The 25,148-nt window shown below is 71.8% G+C and carries 22 protein-coding genes; 13 read left to right on the top strand and 9 right to left on the bottom strand.

The window, feature by feature from the left end; genetic code table 11:
* Positions 1–51: 51 nt before the first annotated feature.
* Both ACWGIG_RS07170 and ACWGIG_RS07165 read right to left on the bottom strand, forming a co-directional pair.
* Entirely contained in the window at positions 52–288 is a 237-nt protein-coding gene (locus ACWGIG_RS07170; protein WP_453320525.1) for a hypothetical protein, read from the bottom strand.
* Between the two features lie 1,580 nt (positions 289–1,868).
* On the bottom strand, positions 1,869–2,354 hold the full coding sequence (locus ACWGIG_RS07165) for an ATP-binding protein (protein WP_453320524.1): 486 nt from the start codon (positions 2,352–2,354) through the stop codon (positions 1,869–1,871).
* A 384-nt stretch (positions 2,355–2,738) separates the two neighbouring features.
* Here ACWGIG_RS07165 and ACWGIG_RS07160 point away from each other — a divergent pair, with 384 nt between their 5' ends.
* Both ACWGIG_RS07160 and ACWGIG_RS07155 read left to right on the top strand, forming a co-directional pair.
* The gene (locus ACWGIG_RS07160; protein WP_453320523.1) at positions 2,739–3,518 is read left to right on the top strand and encodes a helix-turn-helix domain-containing protein; all 780 of its coding nucleotides are present in this window, start codon (positions 2,739–2,741) and stop codon (positions 3,516–3,518) included.
* Between the two features lie 41 nt (positions 3,519–3,559).
* On the top strand, positions 3,560–3,775 hold the full coding sequence (locus ACWGIG_RS07155; RefSeq protein ID WP_453320522.1) for a DUF397 domain-containing protein: 216 nt from the start codon (positions 3,560–3,562) through the stop codon (positions 3,773–3,775).
* A 209-nt stretch (positions 3,776–3,984) separates the two neighbouring features.
* On the opposite strand, the gene ychF is transcribed toward ACWGIG_RS07155, so the two are convergent.
* Complete coding sequence (gene ychF / locus ACWGIG_RS07150; RefSeq protein ID WP_453320521.1) at positions 3,985–5,073, bottom strand: redox-regulated ATPase YchF; 1,089 nt, start codon at positions 5,071–5,073, stop codon at positions 3,985–3,987.
* A 443-nt stretch (positions 5,074–5,516) separates the two neighbouring features.
* On the opposite strand from ychF, the gene ACWGIG_RS07145 reads away from it, so the two are divergent.
* The gene (locus ACWGIG_RS07145; RefSeq protein WP_453320520.1) at positions 5,517–6,101 is read left to right on the top strand and encodes a DUF6542 domain-containing protein; all 585 of its coding nucleotides are present in this window, start codon (positions 5,517–5,519) and stop codon (positions 6,099–6,101) included.
* A gap of 104 nt (positions 6,102–6,205) precedes the next feature.
* On the opposite strand, the gene ppgK is transcribed toward ACWGIG_RS07145, so the two are convergent.
* On the bottom strand, positions 6,206–6,943 hold the full coding sequence (gene ppgK / locus ACWGIG_RS07140) for a polyphosphate--glucose phosphotransferase (protein WP_453320519.1): 738 nt from the start codon (positions 6,941–6,943) through the stop codon (positions 6,206–6,208).
* A gap of 45 nt (positions 6,944–6,988) precedes the next feature.
* A complete protein-coding gene (locus tag ACWGIG_RS07135; protein ID WP_453320518.1) occupies positions 6,989–7,969 on the bottom strand; it encodes a 4-hydroxy-3-methylbut-2-enyl diphosphate reductase in 981 nt (326 codons plus the stop codon).
* A 101-nt stretch (positions 7,970–8,070) separates the two neighbouring features.
* Here ACWGIG_RS07135 and ACWGIG_RS07130 point away from each other — a divergent pair, with 101 nt between their 5' ends.
* The 3 genes from ACWGIG_RS07130 to ACWGIG_RS07120 all read left to right on the top strand — a co-directional run bounded on the left by ACWGIG_RS07130 (position 8,071) and on the right by ACWGIG_RS07120 (position 11,228).
* Positions 8,071–9,492, top strand: coding sequence for an APC family permease (locus ACWGIG_RS07130; protein WP_453320517.1), 1,422 nt, complete (start codon positions 8,071–8,073; stop codon positions 9,490–9,492).
* A gap of 182 nt (positions 9,493–9,674) precedes the next feature.
* The gene (gene xseA, locus ACWGIG_RS07125; RefSeq protein ID WP_453320516.1) at positions 9,675–10,883 is read left to right on the top strand and encodes an exodeoxyribonuclease VII large subunit; all 1,209 of its coding nucleotides are present in this window, start codon (positions 9,675–9,677) and stop codon (positions 10,881–10,883) included.
* A gap of 99 nt (positions 10,884–10,982) precedes the next feature.
* Entirely contained in the window at positions 10,983–11,228 is a 246-nt protein-coding gene (locus ACWGIG_RS07120; protein ID WP_453320515.1) for an exodeoxyribonuclease VII small subunit, read from the top strand.
* Positions 11,229–11,240: 12 nt separating this feature from the next.
* Here ACWGIG_RS07120 and ACWGIG_RS07115 read toward each other — a convergent pair whose 3' ends face one another.
* Entirely contained in the window at positions 11,241–12,368 is a 1,128-nt protein-coding gene (locus ACWGIG_RS07115; protein ID WP_453320514.1) for a methyltransferase, read from the bottom strand.
* A gap of 244 nt (positions 12,369–12,612) precedes the next feature.
* Between ACWGIG_RS07115 and ACWGIG_RS07110 the strand changes: the two genes are divergently transcribed.
* On the top strand, positions 12,613–14,337 hold the full coding sequence (locus tag ACWGIG_RS07110; RefSeq protein ID WP_453320513.1) for a sigma-70 family RNA polymerase sigma factor: 1,725 nt from the start codon (positions 12,613–12,615) through the stop codon (positions 14,335–14,337).
* A gap of 27 nt (positions 14,338–14,364) precedes the next feature.
* Here ACWGIG_RS07110 and ACWGIG_RS07105 read toward each other — a convergent pair whose 3' ends face one another.
* Entirely contained in the window at positions 14,365–15,180 is an 816-nt protein-coding gene (locus ACWGIG_RS07105; protein WP_453320512.1) for an isocitrate lyase/PEP mutase family protein, read from the bottom strand.
* Positions 15,181–15,405: 225 nt separating this feature from the next.
* Here ACWGIG_RS07105 and ACWGIG_RS07100 point away from each other — a divergent pair, with 225 nt between their 5' ends.
* The 6 genes from ACWGIG_RS07100 (at position 15,406) to ACWGIG_RS07075 (ending at position 21,997) form a co-directional block, all read left to right on the top strand.
* The gene (locus ACWGIG_RS07100) at positions 15,406–16,335 is read left to right on the top strand and encodes a DUF4190 domain-containing protein (protein ID WP_453320511.1); all 930 of its coding nucleotides are present in this window, start codon (positions 15,406–15,408) and stop codon (positions 16,333–16,335) included.
* Between the two features lie 139 nt (positions 16,336–16,474).
* Complete coding sequence (locus tag ACWGIG_RS07095) at positions 16,475–17,227, top strand: GntR family transcriptional regulator (protein WP_453320510.1); 753 nt, start codon at positions 16,475–16,477, stop codon at positions 17,225–17,227.
* A gap of 235 nt (positions 17,228–17,462) precedes the next feature.
* Complete coding sequence (locus ACWGIG_RS07090; RefSeq protein ID WP_453320509.1) at positions 17,463–17,642, top strand: SPOR domain-containing protein; 180 nt, start codon at positions 17,463–17,465, stop codon at positions 17,640–17,642.
* Positions 17,643–17,724: 82 nt separating this feature from the next.
* Positions 17,725–18,123 carry a (deoxy)nucleoside triphosphate pyrophosphohydrolase gene (locus tag ACWGIG_RS07085; RefSeq protein WP_453320508.1) on the top strand — a complete coding sequence of 133 codons (399 nt, stop codon included), beginning with the start codon at positions 17,725–17,727 and terminating at the stop codon, positions 18,121–18,123.
* A 318-nt stretch (positions 18,124–18,441) separates the two neighbouring features.
* A complete protein-coding gene (locus tag ACWGIG_RS07080; RefSeq protein ID WP_453320540.1) occupies positions 18,442–18,879 on the top strand; it encodes an ATP-binding protein in 438 nt (145 codons plus the stop codon).
* 532 nt (positions 18,880–19,411) lie between these two features.
* On the top strand, positions 19,412–21,997 hold the full coding sequence (locus ACWGIG_RS07075) for a SpoIIE family protein phosphatase (RefSeq protein WP_453320539.1): 2,586 nt from the start codon (positions 19,412–19,414) through the stop codon (positions 21,995–21,997).
* Between the two features lie 42 nt (positions 21,998–22,039).
* Here the strand turns inward: ACWGIG_RS07075 and ACWGIG_RS07070 are convergent, their stop codons facing one another.
* Together ACWGIG_RS07070 and ACWGIG_RS07065 are read right to left on the bottom strand one after the other, a co-directional pair.
* A complete protein-coding gene (locus tag ACWGIG_RS07070; RefSeq protein ID WP_453320507.1) occupies positions 22,040–22,753 on the bottom strand; it encodes a PspA/IM30 family protein in 714 nt (237 codons plus the stop codon).
* A 59-nt stretch (positions 22,754–22,812) separates the two neighbouring features.
* Entirely contained in the window at positions 22,813–24,930 is a 2,118-nt protein-coding gene (locus tag ACWGIG_RS07065; protein WP_453320506.1) for a TPM domain-containing protein, read from the bottom strand.
* Between the last annotated feature and the right edge of the window lie 218 nt (positions 24,931–25,148).

Here is a 25,148-nt window from a genome sequence, read left to right as displayed (position 1 = left end):
GTGACCGCAGCGGGGCGTGGTGCAAGGGTAGTTGGCGTTGCGTTTGTCGTTCTAGCAGCGCTGGTAGACGGTGGCCACCGGTTCTCCTTCGGGCAGGGGCGAGCGCCCCGGGGTCAGCCGTAGTGCTCGTCGAGGTAGGAGGCGTCCGACCTTCTGCGGCTTGATGCCCCAGGCGCGGTACTTGTTCCTGACCGCGGTCTCGCTGCCCCGGAGCCACGCCGCGACCTCTTCCACGGTCAGCAGCCGCTCCCGGCTGTGCCGCGTCGGCCGCCCGTACCCCCGGGCCACGGAGGGAATGCCAGCGTGGTGGCTCGGGGGTACGGGGGGCCGGGTGTGGCTCGGCAGTGGGTCGGCTGTCGTCCCGGGCGTCGACCATGGACGCATCGTCTCGGCCGCGACTTCAAGCCCGAACCCGGCCTCTGCTCGGGCAGATCTTCGGGAGCCTGTGCGGTCGGCCGTTTCCGGCCGCTGCGGGTGGAGCGGGTGCTCCGGTTGGGTGAGGAAAAGGAGTTGGGCATAACGGGTGCGTCTCCAAGGGGGCGGGCCGGGAAGGTCCCTTCACCCCTTATGGAGAAAATCCAGGCCGATCGTGCTAGTGGCCGACCTCAAAGGTGCTGGCTGTCGCCCGATCTGCCACGAGGGGTACGGGATCGTCGGCGAGCGCTCGGTCAGTCGGTCGCCGATCTGCGGCGACCGGATCTGGGTCGGCCGCGCCCGTTCCGGGAGCGGGTGCCGTGCGGGGGCGACGCGGGCCCACGGTGCGCCCCACATCGCGTCGCCCGCCCCGGTGGGGCTGGATGCGACCAGGGTGCGGGCAGACGCCGACGTGGGCGATCGGCGGGTCGGTTCGGATGGTGCGCGCATCGCACGGGACCGAACGGATCTGGGAACTGGACCGACCGCGCCCGCGCTCCTGGGGCTGTCGTACGCGCCGCGGCACCGCAGCTCTGTGGGCGGTACGGACGCGAGCGGGGGCCGACATGAAGGCGGGCAGAGCACCGCTTCGAAGGACGGATAGGGAGCGGTCGGCGGAATTGCGGTCATGGGGCTGCGGGGCGGCCCGGCACGCGAATGCAGATCGGGACAACTACACGCACCGATATGCAGGCTGGCCCGGTCTGCGGTGGCAGATTGGGACTTGACCTGCGAGGACAGGGCTACAGGGGGTGCTCCCATCCAAGCGGGACCCCGGATTCGACGCCCGTGGGTGGACCCCAGATAGGACCCCGGGTGGGCCATCGGGCCATACGCCACGGACGCCAGCCGTCCCGTCCCGTCCTTCGGCGGCAGAACGAACGTCACCGTACGGCCTTCACCGCAGTTTCCGCTCGCTGCGACCGGTGCGGACTCCTCACGCGGGTCGGCGGTGCCGGCCGCTTCCCGGCGTCACACAGAAGGCCGCCACACGAAGCACTCGCGGGCGGGACAGGCAAGGAAAGGGAAGGGCGGGGAGCAGCGCAGTCGGCGATAGCCGGGAGTGCACGGCGGTGCCGGGCTGGGCCTGGTGGCCGGTCAGTAGATCGGGAAGCTTCTCTGCACCGATATACAGTCGCCCTCGCCCGCTGGTGGCTCGCTGCCCCGATGGTCTGCGGTGATGGGTGGCTCGGGGGTGTCGCATCCAAGAGCGGCCGCCGATACGGCCCCGGGATCGGCCCCGGATACGGGGGGTGGAACGCCAACGGGCATTCCGGCGTGTTTCCCTCGGCTTCCCTGGTGGCTTGCAGGGCGCTGACCTGCGGTTCAGGTGCAGGTCCGGGTGCAGAGGAGAGTCTGCGGGGGCGGATTCGGGTGTGATGCCCCATGCTCCAGAGGGAACGGCTTCTGCCGTCTCAACGAGTGTCAGACGCCGTGCGAGATCGGCATTCCTGTCACACCCCACCAGGCACAACCATCCAGGTCACCTTCACCGCCGCCCCGCCCGCATCACACCTGAATCCCCAGGCACCCTGGGTTAGTTGATAGACGATCCGCATCCCACGACCGCGCTCAGCAAGCAACTCCAGCAAGGTATCCAGCCCGCCGCCACGCGCTTCTGGGTCCGGCTCGAAGGGAGCCACGGCCGGGAATGAGGGAATCTCCGGGATCTGCGGGTCGCCGTCCTGGACTTCGCAGAGCAGCTCGGCGGCGGTGCGGCGCAGCCTCAGCTCGTACGGGCCCACCGCATGCTCGGTCGCGTTGGCGACCAGTTCGGATGCGGCGAGCACCGCGTCGCTGATGGCCGCGCCTTCGCAGCCGAGTTGAGCCAGCACGCGCCGCAGCACGGTGCGCGCCTGGGAGACCGCGTTGGGGGTGCAGGCGTTCCAGAGGAACAGCACCACCGTGGTGCCGATCTGAGCGTGGGGCGTGTATGTCATCGCCGCCCCCCGTGTGCCGCGTGGCGGCCCCGGGCGATGCGGCGGTGCCGTCCGTGCCCGGGGCGTACGCAGACACGCGCCTCCGTCAGCGCGATCGGGCCGGCCGACACCACAAACGGCATCAGCAACACAGCGAGGAACAGAATCGATGCCACGGCAAGAACCTCCCGATGATCGCGATGGGGAACGCGACCACCACACCTCGACTCTGCGAAGAGCGGAACCCCGCTCTGACCAGGTCCTTGACAGCGCGGTGTGTTCGCTCCGGGCGTGGCCCCGGTGGGACCGGCCGCCACCAGCGTTGCCTACGGGGCGTAGCGGGCCCAGGCTTTCTCCGTCACCAAACCGGGCTGGTGGACAGCGAGTTGTGGGTACGTTCACCACGTGGAGCTGAACAACGAAGACGACGGAGAGCCCACCCCGTGCGCACTGCTGGGGCGTCGGCTGCGCCGACTCCGCGAACAGGCGGATCTCTCCCTGCGGGGCCTGGCGGACAAGGTCGGCTACCCGCACACCTACCTCAGCCGTATCGAGCGCGGCGAGCAGCTGCCGTCCGAGAATCTCGCCGAGGACCTGGATACCTACTTCACCACCGACGGGCTCTTCGTCGAGCTGCTGAGCCTGGCGCACGACCCCTCGATACCCGACTACGCACGAGTGGTTGTCGACAGCGAGAACCGGGCAGCGCGCGTCCAGGTGTTCAGCAGTAGCCTCGTCCCCGGGCTGCTGCAGACCGAGAACTACGCGCTCGCCGTGTTCCGTGCCTCACTCCCCGGGGAGCCCAGAGAGAAGATCGACGAACGGGTCGCTACCCGGATGCGCCGCAAGAAGGTCTTTGAGAAAGCAGACCGGCCCTTGTACTGGGCCATCGTGGATGAGGCGGCGCTCAAGCGACCCGTGGGAGGCGCCGCCTGCATGGCGGGGCAACTTCGCCACATTCTCGACGCCGCCGAGGACCCGAAGATCACCGTTCAGGTACTTCCGTTCACCCAAGGTGAACACCCTTTCCTGGGTGGGACCTTGAGTCTTCTCACTCTCCACAACGGCGCTACGCTCGCCTACGTCGAGAGCTTCGCCTCGGGCGAACCGGCCGATTCACCGCAACGCATCATCGACCTCACCCAGCGTTTCGACCTCGCGCGCGAAGGCGCTGCTCGAAAGTGAATCCCTCGACGTCATCCAGAGCTATTTGAAAGAATACGAAGATGACGACGATTCCTGACGCCTCCGCCCTGACCACCTGGCGCAAGTCCAGCTACAGCAACGGCGAAGGCGGCGAGTGCGTCGAGATCGCTGACGGATTTCCCCGAGCCGTCCCCGTACGCGACTCCAAGGAACCGCACGGCCCCGCACTCCTCGTCCCGGTCGACGGATGGACCACCTTCATCACTGCCGTCAGGGACGGAACGCTTGCTCCCTGATCCCCCCCGTACGCCCGAAGCTGCCCGGGGCTATCCAGCCGAAATCCAGCACCGGTACGGATATCCAGAGATGACGACAGGTGACGACACGTCAGATCGTCCAGCCAATATCCAGCCACGGGTACGCGAACGGGGTCGACCCTGAATCGGGCCGACCCCATCTGACCTGCGAACTTGACTAGTTCGCGCGATCCACGCTAACGCGTGCCCTATACATTGAAGCGGAACTCCACCACATCGCCGTCCTGCATGACGTACTCCTTGCCCTCCATGCGGGCCTTGCCCTTGGCGCGGGCTTCGGCGACCGAGCCGGTTTCGACCAGGTCGGCGAAGGAGATGACCTCGGCCTTGATGAAGCCCTTCTGGAAGTCGGTGTGGATGACACCGGCCGCCTCGGGGGCCGTGGCTCCCTTGGGGATCGTCCAGGCGCGGGTCTCCTTGGGGCCTGCCGTGAGGTAGGTCTGGAGGCCGAGGGTGTCGAAGCCGACGCGGCCGAGGGTGGCCAGGCCGGGCTCTTCCTGGCCCATGGACTGGAGGAGTTCGAGGGCCTCCTCGTCGTCCAGCTCGATGAGCTCGGACTCGATCTTCGCGTTGAGGAAGATCGCCTCGGCGGGGGCGACGAGCGCGCGCTGCTCGTTCTTGAAGTCCTCGTCGACCAGCTCGTCCTCGTCGACGTTGAAGGCGTAGAGGAAGGGCTTGGTGGTGAGGAGGTGCAGCTCGTGCAGGAGGTCGCCCTGCTCGGTGCCCTTGGTGATGCCGGCGGAGAAGAGGGTCTCGCCCGCTTCGAGGATCTTCTGGGCCTTCTCGACGGCGGCGAGGACCAGGACCTTCTCCTTCTGGAGGCGGGCTTCCTTGGTGAGGCGGGGCACCGCCTTCTCGACGGACTGGAGGTCGGCGAGGATCAGCTCGGTGTTGATCGTCTCGATGTCGTCCTTGGGGGACACCTTGCCGTCGACGTGGACGACGTTCTCGTCCTTGAAGGCGCGGATGACCTGGCAGATCGCGTCGGACTCGCGGATGTTCGCGAGGAACTTGTTGCCCAGGCCCTCGCCCTCCGACGCACCGCGCACGATGCCGGCGATGTCGACGAAGTCGACCGTGGCCGGGAGGATCTTCTGCGAGCCGAAGATGCCGGCCAGGACCGCGAGGCGCGGGTCCGGGACGCCGACGACGCCGACGTTCGGCTCGATGGTGGCGAACGGGTAGTTGGCCGCCAGCACGTCGTTCTTGGTCAGGGCGTTGAACAGGGTCGACTTGCCGACATTCGGCAGACCGACGATTCCGATCGTGAGCGACACGTTGGCGACTTCCCGTTGCGGAGAGGGGGTGGGTACCGGTCCGGAGTGGACCGACCGATCCCCCAGTTTACGGGCGGGGGGTGGGGGTGTCGTACGGGGAGGAGCGCCACCCGCTTCGGTACGCTGCCGGGCCCGTCAGGGACGGACGGCAGGCGTGCGGGGGGCGGGCGGCGGGCATGGGGCGGGACGGCCGGCCCGGCATGTGGCGGGGTGGGCGGCAGGGCACGCGGCGGGTGGGCGGCAGGGCACGCGGCGGGTGGGCGGCAGGGCACGCGGCGGGTGGGCGGCAGTGCGCGCCCCGCCTGGCCGTCGGGGCGTACGCCCGGGCCGTCGGGGCGTACGCCCGGGCCGTCGGGGCGTACGCCGTCGAACTCAACGCCAAGCTCGTCCAAAGGGCGTGTCCAAGCCCGGAATCCGCCAGTCCGGCGACCTACGTTGGTCCGGTGGAGCAACCCAGGACCCGTCCCCGCCCCCCGCAGCGCCGACCGCACCACATCGCCGCGCGGGGGATCACCGCCGAGACCAAGACCGAGACCGCGACCGTCTACCGGGGTGCGGGACGGCCCGTGGCCCCGGTGGTGCTGGCGCTGCGGCGGCTGCCCAACCCGCGGCTGACCGGGCTCGGCGGCGGACTGTTCGCGTCGCTGACGATGGTGGTGCTGGCGTTCCTGGACCGGCTGCTGTTCGACGGGTCGCCCGTCGTGTACGGGGTGCTGTTCCTGCCGGTCAGCCTGGTGACCGCGCTGTGGGTGCGGCCCGCGGACCTGGTCACCGCGCCGATCAGCGTGCCGATCGCCTTCGCCTGCGGGCTGCTGCCCCTCGCGGGAGGCTCGGACGGTATCGGCAGCCGGCTGATGGCCGTCGTCACCGCGCTCGCCGTGCACGCGGGCTGGCTGTACGGCGGAACGCTGATCGCCGGGCTGGTCGCCAGCGTCCGGAAGATCCGGCAGATGGGGCGGCGGCAGGCGGCCCAGCCGGCGGCTGCCCCCGCACCCGTACGGCGACAGCGCCCGCGCAGCGCCCCTTAGGGGCGCGGGGCTCCATCAATGTGCGGCTCCCGCAGCGTGGCGCGACCAGCCACGAACGACCCGCACCTGAATCACCGCGCCCGGCACCGCGCCCGGCGGAGCCCTCAGCGCTTCGCGGCAGCCATGGCCGCGCCCACGATTCCCGCGTTGTTCTGCAGCTGCGCCGGGACGATCTCCGCGCGGATGCCCTCGATCAGCGGAATGAACTTCTCGGCCTTGCGGCTGACGCCGCCGCCGATGATGAAGAGGGACGGCGAGAAGAGCATCTCGACGTGGGCGAGGTACTTCGTCACGCGCTTCGCCCAGTGCTCCCAGCTGAGGTCCTCGTCCTCCTTGGCCTTCGTGGAGGCGTGCTTCTCGGCGTCGTGGCCGTGCAGCTCCAGGTGGCCCAGCTCGGTGTTCGGGACGAGCTTCCCGTCGAGGAAGAGGGCGCTGCCGATGCCCGTACCGAAGGTGAGCAGGAAGACCGTGCCCTTGCGGCCGGAGCCCGCGCCGAAGGTCATTTCGGCGACGCCCGCCGCGTCCGCGTCGTTCAGCACGGTGACCGGGAGACCGAGGCGCTCGCCGAGCAGGGCCTGGGCGTCCAGATCCACCCAGCCCTTGTCGACATTGGCGGCCGTGCGGGTGATGCCGTCCGTGACGACGCCCGGGAAGGTGATGCCGACCGGACCCGACCAGCCGAAGTTGCCGACGACTTCCTTGACGCCGTCGATCACGCTGTCCGGCGTGGCCGGGTGCGGGGTCAGTACCTTGTGCCGCGGCTCGGCAAGGTCGCCCCGCTCCAGGTCCACGGGAGCGCCCTTGATGCCCGAACCGCCGATGTCCACTCCGAACACGTTCATGGACACCACGTTACGACGCACCACCGGCACGGGTGGGCGGAAGCGCTACTTGCTGCCGAGGGCCGCGGCCTCCGCGCGCAGGTCGCGGCGCAGTTCCTTGGGGAGCGAGAAGGTGATCGACTCGTCGGCCGTCTTGACGGTCTCGACGTCGCCGTACCCGCGCTCGGACAGCCACTCCAGGACGCCGTCCACCAGCACGTCGGGGACGGAGGCGCCCGAGGTCAGGCCGACCGTCGTCACGCCCTCCAGCCACGCCTCGTCGATTTCGGAGGCGAAGTCGACCAGGTGTGCGGCGGGGGCGCCGGCGTCCAGGGCGACCTCGACCATGCGGATCGAGTTCGAGGAGTTCTTGGAGCCCACGACGATGACGAGCTCGGCGTCCTCGGCGAGCTTCTTCACCGCGATCTGGCGGTTCTGGGTGGCGTAGCAGATGTCGTCGCTGGGCGGCGAGAGGAGGTTCGGGAACTTCGACTTCAGGGCGTCGACCGTCTCCATCGTCTCGTCGACGGAGAGCGTGGTCTGGGAGAGCCAGACGACCTTCGACTCGTCGCGGACGGTGACGTTTGCGACGTCGTCCGGGCCGTCTACCAGCGTGATGTGGTCGGGGGCCTCGCCGGAGGTGCCGATGACCTCTTCGTGGCCCTCGTGGCCGATCAGGAGGATGTCGTAGTCGTCGTTCGCGTACCGGACGGCTTCCTTGTGGACCTTGGTGACCAGCGGGCAGGTCGCGTCGATCGTCGCGAGCTTCCGCTCGGCGGCCTCCGCGTGGACGGTCGGGGCGACGCCGTGCGCGGAGAACATCACGATGGAGCCCTCGGGGACCTCCGCCGTCTGCTCGACGAAGATCGCGCCCTTCTTCTCCAGGGTCTGTACGACGTACTTGTTGTGGACGATCTCGTGACGGACGTAGACCGGCGCACCGTACTGCTCCAGCGCCTTCTCGACGGCGATGACGGCGCGGTCCACGCCCGCGCAGTAGCCACGGGGGGCGGCAAGCAGGACACGGCGGGCGGGAGTGGAAGTCATGCGTCCATCGTAAGGCCGTGCCCGGGAGGCCAAAGATCGCGTACGGGGCAACACTGGGACGGGTAGTCGACGGTGCGCACACACGTACGTACGGAGGAACGATGTCGGGGAGTCCTGACGGTACGACAGGGGCGACAGGCGCGACAGGTGCGACAGCGGCGGGAGGGGCTCCCGGGACCAGGTCGTCGGGGCTGAAGCGGAGTCTCGGCTTCAGGGATCTGGTCGTCTACGGGCTGCTGTTCATCGCGCCCATGGCCCCGGTCGGTGTGTTCGGCACCCTCGACGCCAAGTCGCACGGCGCCGTCGCGCTCGTCTATCTCGTCGCGACGGTGGCGATGGCCTTCACCGCCTTCAGCTACGCGCAGATGGTGCGGGTGGTTCCGCAGGCGGGCTCCGTCTTCGCGTACGCGCGCACGGCGCTGGGGGAGGGGCCCGGCTTCGTCGCCGGGTGGATGGCGATGCTCGACTACCTGCTGATCCCCGCCGTGGCCTATCTGTTCTCCGGGATCGCGCTGCACGCGCTGATCCCGTCGGTTTCCCAGTGGGTGTGGACGGCGATCGCGGTGGTGGTGACCACCGCGCTCAACATGTGGGGCGTACGGGCCGCAGCCCGCGTGGGCTTCGCGGTGCTCGCGCTGGAGATCGTCGTACTGCTGGTGTTCGTGGTGGCCGCGGTGGTCGTTCTCGTACGGGACGGAGCACAGCGGGACTGGCTGTCGCCGCTCACCGGGGACGGGTCGATGGGGTCGTTCTCGATGGCGGCGGTGCTGGGCGCGGTGTCCGTGGCCGTGCTCTCGTATCTCGGATTCGACGCGATCGCCTCCTTCGCGGAGGAAGTGACGGGGGGCTCGGCGAAGGTCGCGAGGGCCGTGCTGCTGTGTCTCGCGCTGGTCGGCGTGCTCTTCGTCGTACAGACGTATCTGGTCGCGCTGCTCTCGCCGGTTCAGGCGGCGGAGCTGGCTGCCGATCCGGAGAAGCAGGGGACGGCCTTCTACGACGCGGTGGACGGCTCGGTCGGGGCGTGGCTGCACGACCTGGTGGCGGTGAGCAAGGCGATCGGGGCGGCGTTCGCGGCGCTGGCAGGGCAGGCGGCGGCGGGTCGGCTGCTGTTCGCGATGGCACGGGACCGGCGGCTGCCGAAGGTGCTGTCACGGGTGGACGCGAAGTCCGGGGTGCCGAGGGTGGCACTCGGGTTCGCGGCGGTGGTGACGCTGGTGGCCGCGGTGTGGGCGGCGCGGCGGGGGGACGGCATGGACCACCTGGTGTCGGTGGTCGACATCGGCGCGCTGACGGCGTTCGTGCTGCTGCACGCTTCGGTGGTGAGCTGGTTCGCGGTACGGCGTCAGGAGGGGCCGCCGGTGTGGTGGCGCCACGTCCTGGCACCGGTGATCGGCGCGGCGATCGCGGTGGCGGTCATCGTGGAGGCGAGCAGGACGGCGCAGGTGGTGGGGGCGGTGTGGCTGGTGGTGGGGCTGCTCGTGCTGGTCGCTCAGCGCGGGCGGCGGGGGAGGGCCAGGGCGTAGGGGGCGTCGGCATTGCTGCCCCCGCCGGTGGGGGCTGGGGGTCGGGGCTGCGCCCCGTGCCCGGACTGCGTCCGCGCGTCCTCAAACGCCGGACGGGCTGGGAGTGCTCGTGCGTCCTCAAGTGCCGGACGGGCTGAAGATGCGTCCGTCCTCGACCGGGGACGACCGTTAGCCTCACTCTCATGGCTCTCAACACATCAGCGGAAGCTCCCCTCCCGGTAGGCGAGGTCTCCCGGCTGATCGGTGGCTGGATCGACCGTCTCGGTGCCGTATGGGTCGAAGGTCAGATCACTCAGCTCTCCCGCCGCCCCGGCGCCGGCGTCGTCTTCCTCACGCTCCGCGATCCGTCGAGCGACATCTCCGTGTCCGTGACCTGCTACCGGCAGGTCTTCGACGCGGTCGCCGACGTCGTCTCCGAAGGCGCCCGCGTCGTCGTCCACGCGAAGCCCGAGTGGTACGCGCCGCGCGGCCAGCTGTCGCTGCGGGCCGGTGAGATCAAGCCGGTCGGGATCGGTGAGCTGCTCGCCCGGCTGGAGCAGCTGAAGAAGTCCCTCGCGGCCGAAGGGCTCTTCGCGCTCGACCGGAAGCGCTCCCTGCCCTTCCTGCCCCAGCTGGTCGGACTCGTCACCGGCCGCGCCTCGGCCGCCGAGCGGGACGTACTGGAGAACGCCAGGCGACGCTGGCCCGCCGTCCGCTTCGAAGTGCGCAACGTCGCCGTCCAGGGCGTGCACGCGGTCCCTCAGGTCGTCCAGGCGGTCAAGGAGCTGGACGACCTGCCGGACGTGGACGTGATCATCGTGGCGCGGGGCGGGGGGAGCGTGGAGGACCTGCTGCCCTTCTCGGACGAACAGTTGGTACGGGCCGTGGCCGCCGCCCGTACCCCCGTCGTGTCCGCGATCGGGCACGAGCCGGACTCGCCGCTGCTCGACCTGGTCGCCGACCTGCGGGCCTCCACGCCCACGGACGCCGCGAAGAAGGTCGTACCGGACGTGGGCGAGGAGCTCGACCGCGTGCAGGGGCTGCGCGACCGTGCGCTGCGTACGGTGCGGGGGCTGCTCGACCGGGAGGAGCGCGGGCTGGCGTCCGCGCTGGCCAGGCCCGTGATGGAGCGGCCCCGGCGGATGGTCGAGGAGCGCGAGGCCGACATCGACGCACTGGTGGCGCGCAACCGGCGGACGCTGGGGCACCTGCTCGACCGCGCCGAGTCCGAGCTCTCGCACACCCGGGCCCGGGTGGTCTCCCTGTCGCCCGCCGCGACGCTGGAGCGCGGGTACGCGGTGCTCCAGCGCGGTGACGGCGCGGTGGTGCGGTCGCCGGACGAGGTGTCCGCAGGGGACGAGCTGCGGGCGCGGGTGTCGGACGGGGAGTTCGCGGTGAGGGTCGCCGAGTGAGGCGGCCGGTGAGCGAAACGGTGGCCGGGGCCGCACTGCCGGCGAACTGTGGGCACCGCCGTACCGCTCCTGTCGGACCTCGCACATAAGGTGGAACGCATGGCCAAGACGGATGAAGCCGCGACCGACGCCGGAGCCGAGGTCGGCTACGAGCAGGCGCGGGACGAGCTGATCGAGGTCGTACGCCGGCTCGAAGCGGGCGGCACGACCCTGGAGGAGTCCCTCGCCCTGTGGGAAAGGGGCGAGGAGCTGGCGAAGGTGTGCCGCCGCTGGCTGGACGGCGCCCGCGCCAGGCTCAACGCCGCCCTCGCCGAGCCGGGCGAGCCCGCCGCCGGGCAGAGCTGACACCGCACCCCGTCAGCGGACCGCCAGCCGCCACAGCGAGGTCACTTCGGCGCTCCGTGCCGCGTGCAGCGGGTCCGTGGTGTCCTTGGCCCGTGGATGGCGCGGGGTGATGTCCAGACGGTCCACGACCCGCAGGCCGGACTTCTCGAAGCGCTCCAGGAGCTCGGCGCGCGTCCGCAGGCCGAGGAGTTCGGCCAGGTCCGAGAGGATCAGCCAGCCCTCGCCGCCCGGCTCCAGATGCGCGGGCAGCCCGTCGAGGAAGCCCTGCAGCATCCGGCTGTCCGGGTCGTAGACCGCGTGGTCGACCGGGGTGCGCGGGCGGGCGGGCACCCACGGCGGGTTGCAGACGACCAGGGGCGCGCGCCCCGGCGGGTAGAGATCGGCCTGTACGACCTCCACCGCGTCGCCGAATCCGAGCCGCCCGAGGTTCTCCCGCGCGCACTCCAGTGCCCGCGGGTCCTGGTCGGTGGCGACGACCCGCCGCACCCCGCGCCCGGCCAGCACCGCGGACAGCACGCCCGTGCCGGTACCGATGTCGAAGGCGCTGGTCAGCGCGGGCAGCGGGGCCTCGGCGACCAGGTCGACGTACTCGCCGCGGGCCGGTGAGAACACCCCGTAGTGCGGGTGGATGCGCTCGCCGCCGAGGGCGGGGATCCGCACGCCGTTCTTGCGCCACTCGTGCGCGCCGACCACCCCGAGCAGCTCACGCAGCGAGACCGTGTACGGCTCGTCGGCGGGGCCGTACGCACCCGTGCAGGCGTCCGCGACCTCCGGCGCCCGGCGGAGCGGAATCAGGTGTCCGGGCTCCACCTGCACCACCAGCATGCCGAGGATCCGGGTGCGCCGGGACTGGGCCTGGCGGTGCAGGTGGAAGCTCTCCGCCGGGGTCTGTCCCGGCTTGGCGCCCTTGCGGTCGACCCGCCGGGCCAGGGCCGTCAGCAGCTGCCGGGCGTTGTGGAAGTCGCCGCGCCACAGCAGGGCCGTGCCCTCGCAGACGAGCTTGAACGCGGCGTCGGCGGTCGTCCGGTCGTCGGCGACGACGACACGCCGGGGCGCCGGAGCACCGTTCTCCGACCGCCAGCGGTTCTGCGCCGTGGTGCCGTCGGTCTCGGTCCACCGGAAAAACTCCTGAAGGGTCACCCGTCCAGTGTCCCAGGGCGCGGACGGACCGCTCCGCCACCCTCACCCGGGACTGCCGGGATCCGCCGTGGGAGCATCGTGCCGCGCGGCCGGGTCCGGGTCCCGACGGGGCCGGGGCCCGCGCGGAGATTGCCGGCCAGATTTCTGTTATCCGCCGCCCGGCCCGCGGTCTCCCAGGTGTCGGAGCAAAGAAGTGTGTGCGTACGGGCCCAGGGGCCGACCGGACGAAGAGGGGCGGGCAACCGTGAACAGGGAACACGGAGTCGCGAGAGTCGTGGCGGCGCAGAGCGGCGACGTGCAGGCGCAGGACGAGCTCGTCGCCGCGTACCTGCCTCTCGTCTACAACATCGTCGGCCGGGCCCTGGGCGGCCACGCCGACGTCGACGACGTCGTGCAGGAGACCATGCTGCGCGCCCTCGACGGCCTCGGCACCCTCCGCATCCCGGAGAGCTTCCGGTCGTGGCTGGTGGCCATCGCCATGAACGAGGTACGCCGCCACTGGCAGCGCGAGCAGCCGGTGGCGGGCCCCGTTTCCGGCGAGCGGGAGCCCGCCGACCCCGGGGCCGACTTCGTCGGTCTCACCCTGGTCCGGATGGGGCTCTCCGGGCAGCGCAAGGAGACCGTCGAGGCGACCCGCTGGCTGGACGGCGACGACCGCGCGCTGCTGTCCCTGTGGTGGCTGGAGGCCGCGGGCGAGCTGACCCGGGCCGAGGTGGCGACCGCGCTCGAACTGTCGCCCGACCACACCGCCGTACGCGTACAGCGCATGAAGGCGCAGCTGGAAGCGGCCCGGGTGGTCGTGCGGGCGCTGGCCGCCGTACCGCTGTGCGGGCAGCTGCGGGAGGTGCTCGCACCGTGGGACGGAGCGCCGTCCGCGCTGTGGCGGAAGCGAATATCGAGGCACGCGAAGGAGTGCGCGGTGTGCTCGGGCCACCGCAGCGGCCTGATGCCGGCGGAGGGCCTGCTGGCCGGATTCGGTCTTGTGCCGGTGACGGGCGCGCTGGTGGGACTGGTGGGTCTGGCGGTACGGGGCGCGGCACCGGGGCAGTCGCTGGGAGCCGCCGGATCGGTGGCGCACACACAGCCGGTTCCGTACGGGAACCCGGGACCGTACGCGGCCCACGGCCAGTCCCCGCTCCCGCACGCGGACCGGGCATCGGCCCACCCGAGCACCGGGGCGACCACGGCCACCACCGCGCCGACCGGTACGGGGGCCCGCGCCGCCCGCCGTCAGCAGCGGACCCGGCGGAGGCGTCAAGTGATCGGTGCGGCAGCCCTGTTGGCGCTCTTCGGCGGCGGGTTCGGGGTGTTCCGGATCTTCTCCGGCGGGACGGACGGCGGGGCCGGCACGGTGGTCGCCGAGGCCGGACGGCAGGGCGGCCCCGCGCTGCCGAGCGCGAGCGGCAGCGGCAGTGCGGCCCCCGCGCCGAGCACGGCGTCGCCCACCGCTTCCGCGACCCCCACCAGGACCCCGGCGAGCAAGACCCCCACTCCCACCCGGACCACGGCGAAGCCGAAGCCGCCGCCCGCCCCGAAACCGAGCAGGACCGCGGCCCCCACCAGGACCGCCCGGCCGCCGGCGCCTCCCGCCGGGCCCGCCCAGGAGGTGGTCAGCCTCCTCAACTCCGAGCGGTCGAAAGCCGGTTGTGGTCCGCTGAGCAGCAACGGGCTGCTGGCCACCGCCGCCCAGCGGCACTCCGAGGACATGGTCGCCCGCGGTTTCTTCGACCACTCCAACCCGGACGGCGAAGGACCCGGCGAGCGCGTCACCGCCGCCGGGTACAAGTGGAGCACGTACGGGGAGAACATCGCCTACGGCCAGTCCACCCCCGCCGCGGTCATGGAGACCTGGATGAACAGTCCGGGCCACCGGGCCAACATCCTCAACTGCTCGTTCAAGGAGGTCGGCATCGGCATCAAGGACAGCGCGCGCGGCATCCACTGGACGCAGGTGTTCGGCGCCAGGTAGCCCCGGCTGCCGCCGAAGGGCTCGACGTCAGTTGTCGAAAAGGGCGTTGAGCTCGTGGTGCGGCACCGCGTCCGCCACCGAGTCGTACGTCCCCGAGGTCAGCAGCTCCCGGGTGGCGCGGCGCACCGCCGCGTACGCGGAGCCCGCGACCGCCCCGCCCAGGCTGACCCTCGCCACACCCAGCTCCGCCAGCTCGGCGGTGGTGGGTGCGCCGGGGCCCGCCAGGATGTTCAGCGGTACGTCGACGGCCGCGACCAGCGCCGCGATCGTCTCCGGGTCGGTGACGCCGGGCACGAAGACGCCGTCGGCGCCCGCGCCCACGTACGCGCGCATCCGCCCGATCGTCTCCTCAAGCCGTCCGGACTCCTCGCCGAGGCCGAACAGGAAGGTGTCGATGCGGGCGTTGACGTACAGCGGTACGCCGCTCTTGTCGGCGGCGGCCCGCGCGGCGGCGATCCGGCCCGACTGCTCCGCCGGGCTGCGGTTGCCGTCCTCCAGGTTCACACCGACGGCGCCGGCGGCGATGACCGCGGCGACCGTCTCGCCGACGCCTTCGGCGGTGTCCGCGAAGCCGCCCTCGATGTCCGCGGTGACCGGCACCTTCACGGCCGCCGCGACCCCGGCGATCAGGTCGAGCGCCCGGTCCCGGTCGAGCGCGTCGCCGTCCGGCGAGCCCAGGCTCCAGGCGACTCCGGCACTGGTCGTGGCGACGGCGGTCGCCCCCGCCTCCTCGATCAGCAACGCGCTTGCCACGTCCCACGCGTTGGGGAGCAGGAGCGGGGCCTTGGGAGTGGTGTGCAGGGAGCGGAGGAGGGTCGCCTTGTCGTGCTGCGCAGTCGTCATGGGAGCAGTCCACCAAATTCCGGCGGCGGTGGCTGGCAATTTTCCGACACCGTCGCCGAGCGCCTTGCCGGGCGCCGTCGCCGACCGCCGTCGCCGGTCGTGGGCCGTCCGTGCGGGCCACCCGCAGAGCGTCCCTTTTGTCCTGCCCTGAGCTCCTGTCCGAGCAGCCACGTACGATGCGCGCGGCACCCCCCCCGCACAGCCCCGACGAGGAGCACCGTACTGATGGCGATACCGCCGCCCCCGGAACAGCCCTGGAACCAGCCGCAGCAGCCCGGCGGCCCCCCGCAGCAACCGCCGCCGCCTCCGCACCAGGCGTACGGCACGCCCTACCAGCCGTCCCCGTACGGTGCGCAGCCCTACGGCGGCCCCCAGCCCTACGGGATGCCGCCCGCGCCGCCCAGGACCAACGGGCTGGCCATCGCCTCCCTCGTCACCGGCATCGTCTGCTGCATCCCGGTCCTCGGCCTGATCCTCGGCCTGGTCGCCCTGTCGCAGATCAAGAAGCGCGGCGACTCGGGGAAGGGCATGGCGGTCGCGGGCATCGTGCTGTCGTCGCTCAGCGTCGTGCTCGTACTGGTCGGCATCCTCACCGGCGGGCTGGCCAACTTCAAGCAGGGCTTCGAGGACGGCATGCGGGAGAACGCGCACTCCGTCGAGGACCTGCGCACCGGGCAGTGCTTCGACACCGCGGACGGTTCGCTGGAGGGCACCACGTACGACGTGACGCTCCTCGACTGCGGGAAGGCGCACGACGCCGAGGTGTTCGGCACCTTCGACCTGGCCGACTCCGGCGAGTACCCGGGCGACGCGAGGATCAGCGCGATCGCCGACAAGAAGTGCGCGACCGCGGAGCAGGACTACACCGGCGGCGCCAGCATCGAGACCGACTCGTACTACCTGATGCCGGACGCCCGCGGCTGGCGGCTCGGCGACCGGGGCGTCACCTGTGTCTTCGGCAACGAGTCGGGCGAGAAGCTCACCGGATCGCTCCGCGACGCGGGGACGGGCACCGGCGACGGAAGCACCGGGGGCACCGGAAGCACCGGGGGTGGCGGGGACAGCGGGGGCACCGAGGACGGCGGGAGCACCGGGGGCAGTGGGAGCACCGGGGGCGGCGGGGACGGCGGGGCCGGAGCGGGCGAAGAGGTGTAAGCCCCCGGCCCCATTACCCGGGGAAACATGCCTGCGTAAAGCCGAATCATCACATCGAGTGAAACCCTGGCCTTTGCTTGTGCTCAACAACCGTCGGTTGCCAGGCTGTTGCTGTCTGTCAACCTGATGGGAGTGGCCAGTGACTTTCGGTGAGCAGCCGGCCTATCTGCGCGTGGCGAAGGATCTCCGGCAGCAGATCGCCGACGGGAAGCTGCCGCCGCACACCCGGCTCCCGTCGCAGGCCCGCATCCGGGAGGTCTACGGCGTCTCGGACACCGTGGCCCTGGAGGCCCGCAAGGTGCTGATGGCGGAGGGGCTCGTCGAGGGCCGCTCGGGTTCGGGGACGTATGTGCGGGAGCGGCCGGTGCCGCGCAGCGTGGCCCGCTCCGCCTACCGGGGCGGGGGCTCCTCCACGCCCTTCCGGCAGGAGCAGGCGGCCGAGGGTGCCCGCGGCACCTGGGAGTCGCGCAGCGAGCAGGTGACGGCGTCGGAGGAGGTCGCGGGACGGCTCGGCATCGAGCCGGGCGAGTGGGTGATGCAGACCCGGTACGTCTTCCGGGACGCGGGGGAGCCGATGATGATCTCCACCTCGTGGGAGCCCCTCGCGGTCACCGGCCGCACACCGGTGATGCTGCCCGAGGAGGGCCCGCTGGGCGGCTGCGGGGTCGTCGAGCGGATGGCCGCCATCGACGTCGTCGTGGACAACGTGGCGGAGGAGGTCGGCGCCCGCCCCGGACTCGCCTTCGAGCTGGCCGAGTTGGGTGGCGTGCCGGGCCATGTGGTGCTGGTCATCGAGCGGACCTACTTCGCGTCCGGGCGGGCGGTGGAGACGGCGGACCTGGTGGTTCCCGCGGACAGGTACCGGGTTTCGTACCGCCTCCCCGTGAAGTGAAGCGAGCCACCAACTCCCCTACGTAATCAGCTCAGTTGACAGCCCTCGGGGGCGCGTCCAGTCGGACGCGCCCCCGAGGGCTTCGTCAACTCCCCGGTGTTTCTTGGCCAGATCGGTGTCTCTTTGTAAAAAGTCATATCCGGTGAGTAAAGGTCAGGCGTAGGGTCGGGCATATGCGTACTGAGGTTTCCTGGGGATCCCTGGCGGCGTGCGGGCCGGCGGACGGAGGCGCGCGATGAATGACGCTGGTGCACAGCTTCCGTGGCTGGTGGTGCGGCAGGACGACAACGGCAACCGCTATCGCGTCGGCGCGTACGCCACGCGGGCGGAGGCCGAGAAGAAGGCCGACCAGCTCGACAGCCGCGGCCACAAGCAGCTCTACCTGATCGAGCAGGCCGCCACCCGGCAGCAGTGAACGGGTCCGCCGGGTCCATCGGGTCCGCCGGGTCCGCCGGGTCCATTGGGTCTGCCCGCCGGGCAGGTCCTAGGCTCCGCCCATGACGAATCGACTTGTCGTGGGTGGAGCCCTCTGTCACGACGGACGGCTGCTGGCCGCGCGCCGCAGCGCCCCGCCGGAGCTGGCCGGCCGCTGGGAGCTGCCCGGCGGAAAACTGGAACCGGGCGAGACGCCCGAGCAGGCGCTCGTGCGCGAGCTGCGCGAGGAGCTCGGCGTGGAGGCCGAGCCCGTCGAGCGGATCCCGGGGGAGTGGCCGCTGAAGCCCGGGTACGTCCTCCAGGTGTGGACCGCCCGGCTGCTGTCCGGCGAGCCCCGCCCGCTGGAGGACCACGACGAGCTGCGCTGGCTCGGCCCCGAGGAGAGCGACACGGTGGACTGGCTCGACCAGGACCGCCCGGCGGTCGCGGAGGCGGTACGCCTGCTGCGGGCGGATGCGTAGCGCGCATCCGTAGCGCGCATCCGTGGCGCACATCTGTGGCGCACATCTGTGGCGTGGATCTGTGGCGCTCGTCCGCGGCGCGGGCGCGCGGCGCGAATTCGTACGACCGCGCGGGAATCATTTCGTACGGGCTAACGCGGCCGGTCCGCAGGGGTCTGAACGGGGCAACGGGACCCAGCGCACGGGCGACCTCGTACGCCGTTCGTGCCACAGTGCGCCCATTCCCGGGATAGCCGGAGTCCGATATCGGGTATGTGCTGATTAACCCCCCGAAAAAGGATGCTCCCTTTTTGGGGTCCGCTGCTGCTGTTCAGGGATGTGGTCGGCGTGCTCGACACCGAAGGCGCCTGCGCCGAGTGGACCTTCCCGGCCCGGCCCCATGCCGTCCGCACCGCGCGGCACGCCGTCCGCGACACCCTGCGAGCCTGGGGTCTCGACGAGGTCAGCGATGTGAGTGTGCTGCTGGTCAGCGAGCTGGTGACCAATTCCCTGACGCACGCGTCCGGGCCCATCGGCGTTCGGTTGGTGAGGCTCGACACCCCCGGCCCCCTCGCCGGAACCGCCGGGGCAGCCCACGCCGTCCTGCGGGTGGAGGTCTCGGATCCGCTTCCGGATCCGCCCCGCGAGCGGACCGCGGGCCCCGACGACGAGGGAGGGCGCGGAATCCAGCTGGTGGCGTGCTCCGCGCAGCGCTGGGGCACCCGACGCGGAAAGACCGGCAAGACGGTGTGGTTCGAGCTGGCTCTGCCCGGTTAGAAGTGTGAAGGGACTTGAACGATCACGACGGCACCCGGAAGGGCGTCGCCGCACCTCGGGCGAGCGGCGAACTACGGCCGAAAAGGGCCGGGGGAAGGCCGGGAGGACGTCGCGATCGTGAACGCCGTGCCGACAGGGGCCGTGGTGCTGAATACTGCGGTCAAGGCCGGTTCCGGTGAGGTGAGCTGGAGGGGACGGTCGTGTGAACGAGATACCAGCGAAGGCGCAGCTGCCCGGCGCGGGTGAGGGCGGTGCTTCCGGTGTGCCCGGTGCTTCTGGTGCTTCAGGGACGTCCGGCGCTTCAGGGACGTCCGGTGCTTCAGGTGTGTCGGGTGCGTCCGGACGGGCCGGGGCGGATGCTGCCGGTGGCGCTGACGTACCTACCGGTGGCGAGGGCGCTGACGCACGTACAGGCGGTGCGGGCACAGGCGCCGGCACACCTGCGGGCGGTGCGGGTACAGGTGCCGGCACGTCTGCGAGCGCGGGCCGTGCCGCAGGGGCTCCGGGGGTGGTGCGTGCCGCGGGCGGAGCCCTGTGGCAGAGCAGCCCGCCGGGTTCGATCTACGACTACATCAAGGTGGCGTCCTTCTCGCTGGGCGCCGACGGCTGCGTCGAGCAGTGGAGCAGCCGCGCCGAGGAGCTCTTCGGAGTCGTCGCGCGCGACGTCGTGGGCCGCGACCCGGTCGACGTCTTCATGCCCGAGGAGTACCGGGGGCGCGGGCACCGCGAGGTGGCCGAGATCCTCGACGGCAAGGAGTGGACGGGCCTCGTCCCGTTCCGGATGCCCGATCCCGCCACCGGTGCCGCCGGGGCGGAGGGGGTCGCCGAGATCTATGTGATGCCCAGCGAGACACCGACCGGCGAGCGCGGTGCGCTCTGCCTCGTCGTGGACGTACGGGCACTGCGCCGGATCGAAACCGACCTCGCCGCATCACAGGCCATTTTCGGTCAATCTCCCTTCGGTTTCCTGCTGTTCGGCACGGACCTCGCGGTGCAGCGCACCAACCGCCGTTTCGCCGCCGTCTTCGGCGGCGCAGCCGACGACCACCGCGGCCGTACGGTGCACGACTACCTCGCCCCGCCCGAGGCGGACCGGATGTCCGCCGCCCTGAAACGGGTCCTGGAGACCGGCGAGTCCATGACCGACATCCAGATCACGGGCACGGAGCCGGGCAGCACCGAAGCCCGCCAGTGGTCGGTCAACCTCTACCGGGTGCACAGCGGCTCCGGCCGCCCCGTCGGTGTCGCGGGCCTGGCCACCGACGTCACCCGCCGCCACCGGGCCGCCCGCGAGGCCGCCGACGCCCGGCGCAATCTCGCCCTCCTCAACGAGGCGGGCGCCCGCATAGGGAATTCGCTCGACCTGGAGACCACCGCCCGCGAACTCCTCGACGTCGCCGTGCCCGGCTTCTGCGACCTCGCCTCCGTCGACCTCTACCAGGGGCTGCTCCGCGGCGAGGAGGCCCCGCCGGGCGTCACCGACGTCACCGACGGCAGCGCCGAGCTGCGCCGGGTCGCCTTCGCCAGCGCCGTCTCGGACGCACCGCTGGCCGCACCCGGGTGCGTGGGACCCGGCGAGGACCCCGCCGACATCACCGTCGGCTCGGTCCACCGCTATCCGTTCGGCACGCCCTGCGCGAAGGCGCTGCGCACCGGGCGGGCCCGTGCGGTGCACGGCGAGGACGGCGACCTCGTGCACTCCACGCTCGCCGTGCCGATGGTCGCGCACGACACCGTCATCGGGCTCGTCCAGTTCTCCCGTACGAAGGGCAGCGAGCCCTTCGGCGAACGGGACCGGGCGCTGGCCACCGAACTGGCGTCCCGGGCCGCCGTCTGCATGGACAACGCCCGCCTCTACCGCCGGGAGCACGAGCGCGCACTGATCCTCCAGCGCAGCCTGCTGCCGCCCGGCGACCCGGAGGCGGCCGGGCTCGACATCGCCTGCCGCTACCTCCCCGGCAACACCGCCACCGAGGTCGGCGGCGACTGGTTCGACGTCATCGAACTCCCGGGGCACCGGACGGCGTTGGTGGTGGGGGACGTCATGGGTCGGGGCCTGCGGGCCGCCGTCGCCATGGGTGAACTCCGTACCGCTGTGCGGACCTTGGCGCTGCTCGACCTGGAACCCGCCGAGGTCCTCTCCGCACTGGACGAGATCGCCCGCGGACTCGGCGCGCCCGGCGGCGCCCAGCAGGCGTCCCGCGCCGCGCACAAGTCCCGCGAGGCGGACCTGTCCGAGGTGTACCTCGCGACCTGCGTGTACGCGGTCTACGACCCGGTCACCCGCCGATGTACGTTCGCCAACGCGGGCCACCTGCCGCCGGTCGTCGTCGAGCCGGGGGAGGAGCCGCTGCTCCTCGACGTGCCGCCGGGCATGCCGCTGGGCGTGGGCGGCGAGCCCTTCGAGGAGGTCGAGGTCGAACTGCCCGAGGGCTCTCTCCTCGCCCTCTACACGGACGGCCTGGTCGAGTCCCGCGAGCATCCGCTCGACGAGGGACTGCGCGACTTCCGTACGGCGATGAGCGGCCCGGCCCGCCCGTCGCCCGGCCACCACCCCTCAACGACGTCGCTGCGCGCCGGTCCCTTCCATTCGCTGGAGGACGTCTGCGACCACGTCCTGAACACGCTCAACACCCGGCACGGCGAGGACGACATCGCCCTCCTCATGGCCCGTATCCAGGGCCTTCCGGCGGCGTCGGTCGGCGACTGGCGGCTGCCGCGCGAACCGCGCTCGGTGGGCCGGGCGCGCGAACTGGCCCGGGCCCAGCTCCAGTCCTGGGACCTCGAAGACCTCGTCGACACCACGGAGTTGCTGGTCAGCGAACTGGTCACGAACGCACTGCGGTACGGCGAGGGCGAGGTGCGGCTCCGGCTGCTCCTCGACCGCACACTGGTGTGCGAGGTGTGGGACGCGGGCCTCGTCCAGCCCAGGCGGCGACGCGCCCGCGACACCGACGAGGGTGGTCGCGGACTCCAGCTCGTCGGGCTGCTCAGCGCGGCGTGGGGGGCGCGGCGCACCCCACGGGGCAAGACGGTGTGGTTCGAACTCGCCCTGCCGGACGGGGAGTCGCAGGCCCCGGCCGAGCTGAGCGTGGACCAGCTGCTGAGCATGTACTGAGTGCGCAAGGAGCAGCGCTGAGCAAGTGTGGAGCGGGATCTCTCAGGTCGTGCTCTTGAGGGCGGCCAGCCTGGCGGCGATCTCCGCATCGTCGCCCAGGCTGTCCAGCTGCTCGAACTGGGCGTCCAGCGAGGACGCGGCCAGCTCCTGCTTGCCCATCGCCCTCGCCTCCTCGCGCCGCACCTTGTCCTCGAACCGGCTCAGCTCGCTCGTCGGGTCGAGGACGTTGATGTTCTTGACGGCGTCCATCATCGAGTTCTGCGCCTGGGCGGACTTCGCGCGCGCCACCAACTCGTCGCGCTTGGAGACGAGTTCGCCGAGCTTGGCCTTCATCTTGGTGAGACCGTCCTTGAGTCCGGCGACGACCTCGGTCTGCGCGGCGATCGTCGGCTCGGCGGTCTTCGCCTCCTTCTCCGCCTGGAGCTGCCGTTGCAGGGCGACCTTGGCGAGGGCGTCGAACTTGTCCGCGTCGGCCGCCGAACCGCCCGTCCGCAGCTCGTCGGCCTTCCTGCTGGCGGCGAGCGCCTTGCTGCCCCACTCGCCGGCGGCGTCCACGTCCTCGCGGTGATCCTGCTCCAGGAGCCGCAGATTGCCGATCGTGGCGGCCACGGCCTCCTCGGCCTCCGCGATGTGGGAGGTGTAGTCGCGGATCAGCTGGTCGAGCATCTTCTGCGGGTCCTCGGCCTGGTCGAGGAGGGCGTTGATGTTGGCCTTGGCGAGCTGGGTGACACGGCCGAGGACGGGCTGCTTGGACATGGGGGCTCCGTAAGTTGTTAGTTGGTCCGGGAGGGCCGGATGTGGCTGTACGTACGTGTCTAGAAGCGGCCTCCGCCGCCCCGGCGGCCTCTGGTGCCGCCGCCGCCGAAACTGCCGGGGCTGCCGCCGAAGCCGCCCCCGCCGAAGCCTCCGCTTCCGCCGAAGCCGCCTCCGTAACCCCCGCCGCCACGGCCGCCGTTGAGGATTCCGCCGAGGATGATGCCGCCCAGGACGGCGCCGTTGAGCCCGCCGCCCCCGCCGCCGCTCCCTCCGCCTGCGCCGCCTCCGTATCCGCGTACGTCCTGTTCGGCCAGGCTCTGGGCCTGCCGGGCCAGTGAGTCCGCCTGCTGGGCCTCGGTGAGCGCGGCGGGGGCGTCGGCGGACGCGGCGAGTGCGCCCGACTGCTCCAGGTGGCGCTGTGCCTCCGCGAGGCGGGTGCGGGCCTGGCTGCCGACGGCGCCGCGGTGGGTGGTGATGTAGTCGGAGGCGGCGCCGATCGCGGCGCGTGCCGTCAGGGTGGCCTGGCCCAGGAGGTCCCGGGCCCGCCGCCCGGAACTCTCCCGCTCGCGGACCCCGGCGAGGGCCTCGTCGAGCGCGGCGTCGGCCTCCTCGATGCGGCGCAGCGCGTCGATCGGGTCGTACCGCCCCGCCCGCATCTCCTCCCGTACGTCACGCACGACGGCCTCCGCGCGGGCGATGCGGCCCCGGAGGTCGGCGGTGCTCGTGCCGGGCGCCGTACCGCCGAGGAGGCCGCGCGCATCGGCGAGATCGGCGTCGGCCTCGGTCAGTGCCCCCTCCAGGTGGCCTGCGGCTTGGGCCAGTTCGACGGCCCGGCGCTCCACGGAGTCCACCAGGGTCGCCGCCTGGTCGACGGCGCCCTCGGCGGCCCGTACGAAAACGGCCGCCTTGCTGTTGTCGCCGGAGACCAGTGCCTGCCGGGCCTGGTTGAGGTTCGTGGTGGCGAAGACGAGCCGGTCCTTGGCCTGCTCGGCGTGGTCGGCGACGGGGGCGGCGGCGGAGTCCGCGTAACGGCCGGCCAGTGCGGTCAGGGTGGCCTCGGCGGTACTCGTACGGCCGGTGAGGTCGCGGAAGGCGGCCTCGGCGGCGGCGAGCGCGGCGGGTGCGTTGCGCTCCAGCTCGCGCAGCCGGTCGAAGGAATCCGACTCGGCGTCGAGCCGCCGGTCGGCCTCGGCGCACCGGGCCAGGATCTCGTCGAGCATCCGCCGCCGGGTCGGATCGTCCTCGGGGAAGGCGTCGTCGAGCTGCTGGCGCAGCCGGAAGGCGGCGGTCAGCTCCCCCTTCGCGTACGCGAGGGCCTCGGCGAACGGCCGGGCGGCTTCGTCCCCGAACTGGGCGGTGGCGAAGCCCAGTTCCTCCTCGCTGGTACGGACCGCGTCGTCGGCCCCGACGAGGGCCTGCTTGGCGCGGCTGTCGAGCTCGGGGAGGGGCGTGAGGGCGGGGGCGGCCCCGGGCTGCTGCGCCGCCGGCGATCCGGCCCCGCGCCCGTTCTGCTTCTTCCTCCTCCTGCTGAACGCGTACGCCGCGAGCGCACCTGCGCCGCCGATCGCGACGATGGGGAGGACGAGGTCGCCCCCCACGCCGTCCTCGGCGCCGGGATCGTGGACGCCGGGGGTGAGGGTGGGGGTGGGGACGGGCTCTCCGCCGAGCACGGCGTCGTACCCGTTGGCGGCGCCGACGGCGGCACCGGCCCAGTCGTTCTGGCGCAGGGCGGGCTTGACGGCGGTGGCGGAGACTTCGGCGAGCTGGGCGTCGGTGAGACGGGAGTCGTTGTCCACGGTGTACGCGAACTGCCGGTCGCGGGTGGCGATCGCGAGGAGGACGTCGTCGCGGCCGAGCCCGTTGCGGGTGGCGGTGGCGTCCGCCCAGCTCTGCGCGGACCGTCCGGAGAAGTCACGGACGTACACGACGAAGAGCTGGAGGCGGTGGCTGGAGTACAGCCGGTCGAGAGCCTTGGCGACCACGCCGCGGTCGTCGCCGAGGGCGCCGGCCTTGTCGGTGATCTGGCCGTCGGTGGAGAGGGGGAGGGGGTCGGTGGCGGGGGCTGCGGGGTGCACCGCCGGGTGCACGGCGGTGGCAGCAGCGGCCTGCGGACCGGCGAGACACGAGAGGGCCAGGGCCAGCGGGACGGCCAGCCGGACGGCGGGGCGTCCGGACATCCGGGCACGACTCTCGGGAGGCGTCACATTTGGGAGGCTATGCCGGGGCGATGCCGGGCGCGACCGGAGCCTGAGGCGGCTGGCGGCGGGGCGGGGCGGTCGCGGGGGTGTGCGGTCGGGGGCGGGGCTCCGCGTGGAGGGCCGCCCCCTTGCCCACCCGCCCCCAAGCTCTCAGCTTCGTTCGAGCAGGGGGGACCCCCGCCAAGCTCTTAAGGAGC

It is taken from the genome of Streptomyces sp. NPDC054863 (genome assembly GCF_053610825.1).
The sequence above is the reverse complement of the archived record's forward strand: the minus strand, read 5'-3'. Positions and strand labels throughout refer to the sequence as shown.

What these genes read in the sequence shown, in the direction of transcription:
- ACWGIG_RS07120 (WP_453320515.1), top strand. Translation starts at nt 10,983, where the DNA reads ATGGCCAAGACGGATGAAGCCGCGACCGACGCCGGAGCCGAGGTCGGC.
- ACWGIG_RS07155 (WP_453320522.1), top strand. Translation starts at nt 3,560, where the DNA reads ATGACGACGATTCCTGACGCCTCCGCCCTGACCACCTGGCGCAAGTCC.
- ACWGIG_RS07135 (WP_453320518.1), bottom strand. Translation starts at nt 7,969, where the DNA reads ATGACTTCCACTCCCGCCCGCCGTGTCCTGCTTGCCGCCCCCCGTGGC.
- ACWGIG_RS07090 (WP_453320509.1), top strand. Translation starts at nt 17,463, where the DNA reads ATGAATGACGCTGGTGCACAGCTTCCGTGGCTGGTGGTGCGGCAGGAC.
- ACWGIG_RS07100 (WP_453320511.1), top strand. Translation starts at nt 15,406, where the DNA reads ATGGCGATACCGCCGCCCCCGGAACAGCCCTGGAACCAGCCGCAGCAG.
- ACWGIG_RS07085 (WP_453320508.1), top strand. Translation starts at nt 17,725, where the DNA reads ATGACGAATCGACTTGTCGTGGGTGGAGCCCTCTGTCACGACGGACGG.
- xseA (WP_453320516.1), top strand. Translation starts at nt 9,675, where the DNA reads ATGGCTCTCAACACATCAGCGGAAGCTCCCCTCCCGGTAGGCGAGGTC.
- ACWGIG_RS07105 (WP_453320512.1), bottom strand. Translation starts at nt 15,180, where the DNA reads ATGACGACTGCGCAGCACGACAAGGCGACCCTCCTCCGCTCCCTGCAC.
- ACWGIG_RS07070 (WP_453320507.1), bottom strand. Translation starts at nt 22,753, where the DNA reads ATGTCCAAGCAGCCCGTCCTCGGCCGTGTCACCCAGCTCGCCAAGGCC.
- ACWGIG_RS07065 (WP_453320506.1), bottom strand. Translation starts at nt 24,930, where the DNA reads ATGTCCGGACGCCCCGCCGTCCGGCTGGCCGTCCCGCTGGCCCTGGCC.
- ACWGIG_RS07165 (WP_453320524.1), bottom strand. Translation starts at nt 2,354, where the DNA reads ATGACATACACGCCCCACGCTCAGATCGGCACCACGGTGGTGCTGTTC.
- ppgK (WP_453320519.1), bottom strand. Translation starts at nt 6,943, where the DNA reads ATGAACGTGTTCGGAGTGGACATCGGCGGTTCGGGCATCAAGGGCGCT.
- ACWGIG_RS07130 (WP_453320517.1), top strand. Translation starts at nt 8,071, where the DNA reads ATGTCGGGGAGTCCTGACGGTACGACAGGGGCGACAGGCGCGACAGGT.